Here is a 4937-nt window from a genome sequence, read left to right on the forward strand (position 1 = left end):
CCCAGCACCCACATCAGTACCCCCACCAGCACCAGCCACAGCAGCCGGGGTACGGCCAGCAGCAGCAGAACTGGGCGCCCGAGCCCTCCTACCCGGCCCAGGGCGGCTACGGCGGCACCGAGGGGCTGACCGGCCAGCCGGGCGAACAGCCCCGACAGTCCACCGACGACGCCTTCGCCCATCTCTTCCGCGACCAGCAGGCCGCCCCGCGCCAGGCCAGGCCCGCGGCCGCCGCCCCCCGGCCCGCGCCGGCCCCGGCACGGGCCGAGACCGCCCCGGCGCCCCCGGCGGGGCCGGCCGCGCCGGCCAAGCGCCAGGGGCGGGCCGCGAGCCTGCTGAAGTCCAGCGCCGTGATGGCCGCCGGCACCCTGGTCTCCCGCGTCACCGGCTTCGTCCGCCAGCTGGTCACCGTCGCCGCACTGGGCGCGGCCGTCCTCGGCGACACCTACACCGTCGCCTGGGCCCTGCCCTCCATGATCTACTTCCTGATCATCGGCGGCGGCCTCAACTCCGTCTTCGTGCCGCAGCTCGTCCGCGCGATGAAGAACGACCCCGACGGCGGCGACGCCTACGCCAACCGGCTGCTCACCGTCGTCATGGCCGCCCTGGCCGCGCTGGTCGTCGCCGGCATGCTGGCCGCCCCGCTGCTGGTCAGCTTGCAGTCACCCTCGATCGCCGGTGACCCGGGCGCCAACGAGGTGACCGTCACCTTCGCCCGCTACTTCCTGCCGACCATCTTCTTCACCGGCGTCTACACGGTGATCGGCCAGATCCTCAACGCCCGGGACCACTTCGGCCCGATGATGTGGACCCCGGTCCTCAACAACATCGTCGTCATCTTCACCTTCGGCATGTTCCTCTGGGTCTACGGGACCCAGGAGTCCTCGGGGCTCACCGAGGACACCGTCAGCGGCGAGGCGGTCCAGCTGCTGGGCGTGGGCACCCTGCTCGGCCTCGTCGTCCAGGCCGGCGCGATGATCCCCTACCTCCGCGCCGCCGGCTTCCGTATCCGCCCCCGCTTCGACTGGCGCGGCCACGGTCTCGGCAAGGCCGCCACCATGGCCAAGTGGACCGTGTTCTTCGTGCTGGCCAACCAGGCCGCGCTGCTGGTCGTCACCCAGCTCTCCACCGCGGCCGGCCAGCGCGCCGCCGAGACGGGCTTCGACGGCACCGGCTTCATCGCCTACAACAGCGCCCTGCTGATCTGGCAGATGCCCCAGGCCATCATCACGGTCTCGGTGATGGCCGCCCTGCTGCCCCGGCTCTCCCGGTCCGCCGCCGACGAGGACACCGCCGCCGTCCGTGACGACCTCTCGCACGGGCTGCGCACCTCGGCCGTGGCCATCGTGCCCATCGCCTTCGCCTTCCTGGCGCTCGGCGTGCCGATGTGCACCCTGCTCTTCCAGACGGCCGGCGAGGAGAGCGCCCGGTCCTTCGGCTACATCCTGATGGCCTTCGGCCTGGGCCTGATCCCCTACTCCGCCCAGTACGTCGTGCTGCGCGCCTTCTACGCCTACGAGGACACCCGCACCCCCTTCTACAACACGGTGATCGTCTCGATCGGCTGGATCGTCCTCTCGCTGGCCAGCTACGCGATCCTGCCCGACCGCTGGGTCGTCGCGGGGATCGCCTTCAGCTACGGCATCGCCTATGTCCTCGGCGTCGGGATCGCCTGGCGCCGGCTGCGCGCCCGGCTGCGCACCGACCTCGACGGCGCCCGGATCGTACGCACCTACATCCGGCTCTGCGGCGCCAGCGTCCCGGCGGCCCTGCTCGGCGGCGCCGCCGGCTTCGCGCTGCTCAACGCGCTCGGCGCGGGCCTCATCGGCTCGGTGGCCGCCCTCACGGTGGGCGGCGTGGTCCTGCTGGCCGTCTTCTACCTCGCGGCCCGCAGGATGCGCGTCGAGGAGCTCACCGGCCTCGTCGGCATGGTCCGCTCCCGGCTCGGCCGCTGACCTGGGCACCCGTGATGTCGTTGCGACGCCGTGATCCCCGGGATCCCCGCAGGGAGGGCCCGCTGAGGACACCCTTCGGCCACACGCCGTACAACCTCCGCCCGTACTCACATGTCGTGCAGGGTGGCGGACTACCGGCACAATGAATCTGGCAGTGTCAATAGCCCACAGCCGACAACGGGGAGGCGGAACCCACGGTGGCCGAACGGAGCACGGCGACTAGCCCTCCACATCGCCCGGCGAGTACCGAGCAGGCCTCGGACGCCAAGCAGGCCGAGAAGCAGACGGACACCACGACGATCGCGCTGACAGCGGGGTCGTCGGGGGACCCGGCGGCCACGGCGGACCAGGCGAGCAAGGAGAGAGCCGATCGGCCCCGCCCCGCCGAGTTGCACAGCGGACACCGGCTCGCCAAGCGCTACCGGTTCGAGGAGTGCATCACCCGACTGGACGGCTTCAGCAGCTGGCGCGCGGTGGACGAGAAGCTGCGCCGCGCCGTGGGCGTCCACGTCCTGCCGGCCGGCCACGAGCGGGCGCCCCAAGTGCTCGCCGCCGCCCGCTCCGCGGCACTGCTCGGCGACCCGAAGTTCGTCCAGGTGCTGGATGCCGTGGAGGACAACGACCTGGTCCACGTCATCCACGAGTGGCTTCCCGACGCCACGCCCCTGAGCACCGTCCTGGCCACCGGTCCACTCGACCCGCACGAGGCCTCGGCGCTCGCCGCCCAGGTCGCCCAGGCCATGGCCGCAGCCCACCGCAAGGACCTGGCCCATCTGCGGCTCACTCCGGCCACCGTGCTGCGCACCGGCCCCAGCCAGTTCCGGATCCGCGGCCTCGCCGTCGACGCGGCACTGCGCGGCATCACCTCGGAGGCCCCCAAGCGCACCGACACCGAGGCCGTCGGCGCGCTGCTCTACGCGGCGCTGACGCAGCGCTGGCCCTACGCCGACGGTGCCTACGGCCTGAGCGGTGTCGCGGGGCTCAGCAAGGGCTCCAGGGACTCTCTGGTCACCCCGGACCAACTGCGGGCCGGCGTGCACCGCGGGCTCTCGGAGATCGCCATGCGCGCCCTGGTCAACGAGGGCGCCACCGCGGCCAGTCAGAAGCCACCGTTCACCACCGCGGACGAGATCAGCAGGGCGCTGGCCGAACTGCCCCGCATCCGGCCCCCGGAGGACACGCCGACCCACATCGCGGGCTTCCAGCGCACCACCTACCAGCGCGGCACGCTGGCCAACGGCGACCGCACGCTCCCGCCCACCGCGACGCGCGCCCCGGCGCCGCCGGCGCCCGCGTTGCCGGGCCGCACCGGCACCGCCCTCAAGTGGGGCGTCTCGGCCCTGCTGATCGCCGCCCTGGGCCTGGGCAGTTGGCAGTTGGCCGACGCACTGCTGAAGGGCGACAACCCCCCGGAGAACGAGCAGCCCACGCCGCCCCCGGTCCAGGGAGAGGACGACGCTCCCGCGTCGGGGCCGGTCACCGTCGACCAGGTCGTCGAGTTCAACCCCGGCCCCGGCGGCAACAGTCAGAATCCCGAGATGGTCGGCAACGTCATCGACGGCGACCCCGAGTCGGTCTGGCACACCAAGAACTACTACGGCCCCGGCTTCGGCAACATCAAGGACGGGCTGGGCCTCATCCTCGATCTCGGCGAGCCCCAGAGCGTCAACTCCGTGACGGTCGACGCCTTCGGTGACACCCCCATCGAGTTCCGAGCCGCCGGCCCGGACGTCACCGACATGCCCACCACCCTTGACGACTTCACCGTGATCGCCGAGGACACCGGGGAAGACGTGACGCTCACGGCCGAAGAACCAATCGAGACACAGTTCGTTCTCGTCTGGCTAACCGACCTGCCTCTCGGTGACGATGGCAACTACCGTGGCCGCATCGCCGAGATCACCGTATCGAACTGACCGAGCGGCCTCCGTCCGGAGGCGCACGGGCAGCACACGGCGTTCAACGGGGCAAGCGGCGGCGGAGATGGCAGACATGGCACAGAGGGGAGGGGTCGCCGTGGGCAGACGCGCGACGGACGGGCCGACCGTCGACTCCGACGACGAACTGCTCGCCCGGCACGCCGCCGGCGATCCCGATGCTTTCTCGGAACTGGTCCGCCGCCATCGGGACCGGCTCTGGGCCGTGGCCCTGCGCACCCTCGGCGACCGCGAGGAGGCGGCCGACGCCCTCCAGGACGCCCTGGTCTCCGCCTATCGCGCCGCGCACACCTTTCGCGGCCAGGCCGCCGTCACCACCTGGCTGCACCGGATCACCGTGAACGCCTGCCTCGACCGCATCCGCCGGGCCAACAGCCGCAAGACAGCCCCCATGCCGGAGCCCGAGCGTCTCGAGGACCTCCTGGAGCCGCACGAGTCGGCGGCGGCTCCCGCCGAGCGCCAGGATCTGCGCCGCGAGCTGCGGCTCGCGCTGGACGAACTGCCGGCCGAGCAGCGGGCCGCCCTGGTCCTGGTCGACATGCAGGGCTATCCGGTCGCCGAGGCCGCCCGCATCCTCAACACCCCGGTCGGAACCATCAAGAGCCGATGCGCCCGCGGTCGGGCCCGGCTCCTGCCTCTACTGCGTCATCTCCGCCCCCGCACCAGCCAGGATTCCCCTCGGGACCCCGAAGACCTCGACGGTAGGAACCAGGCACCGGGGACATCCGTCCCACCTCCGAGGGAGACGGGCGAGACCGGAACCAGGCGGGGCGGAGGCGGAAACCCATGAACAACAACCATCCGGACCCCGCCGAGATCGCGGCGCTCGACGAGGACCTGCTGTCCGTGGAGGAGGCCGCGGAACTGCGGCAGCATCTCGCGCAGTGCACCGGCTGCGCCGAGGTCCACGCGGACCTTCTCGTCCTGCGCCAGGAACTTAGGGATCTACCTGTCCCCTCCATCCCGGATGACGTCGCGGCCCGCATCGATGCCGCGCTGGCGGCCGAGGCGACCAGCGCCCGGCCCGCCGCTCCCCCCACGGTGC

Annotated in this window: 4 protein-coding genes; all 4 read left to right on the plus strand. The window is 72.2% G+C overall.

Annotated features, from left to right (window positions below; all coding sequences use genetic code 11):
- On the plus strand, positions 1-1955 hold a 1955-nt coding region (murJ, locus tag E1283_RS31600), incomplete at its 5' end, for a murein biosynthesis integral membrane protein MurJ (RefSeq protein WP_132821603.1).
- Positions 1956-2152: 197 nt separating this feature from the next.
- Positions 2153-3871 (plus strand): protein kinase family protein, encoded by a 1719-nt coding sequence (locus E1283_RS31605; protein ID WP_132821604.1) that lies wholly within the window; start codon positions 2153-2155, stop codon positions 3869-3871.
- Positions 3872-3938: 67 nt separating this feature from the next.
- Positions 3939-4682 (plus strand): RNA polymerase sigma factor SigM, encoded by a 744-nt coding sequence (sigM, locus tag E1283_RS31610; RefSeq protein ID WP_425086262.1) that lies wholly within the window; start codon positions 3939-3941, stop codon positions 4680-4682.
- Positions 4679-4937, plus strand: a 259-nt coding sequence (locus E1283_RS31615; protein ID WP_425086263.1) for an anti-sigma factor family protein, incomplete at its 3' end; no start/stop codon positions are given. The genes sigM and E1283_RS31615, both read left to right, overlap by 4 nt.

It is taken from the genome of Streptomyces hainanensis (assembly GCF_004348415.1).
Taxonomy (GTDB): Bacteria; Actinomycetota; Actinomycetes; order Streptomycetales; family Streptomycetaceae; genus Streptomyces; species Streptomyces hainanensis.

Coding starts and splice junctions, on each gene's coding strand:
- sigM (WP_425086262.1), top strand. CDS start 3,939: ATGGCAGACATGGCACAGAGGGGAGGGGTCGCCGTGGGCAGACGCGCG.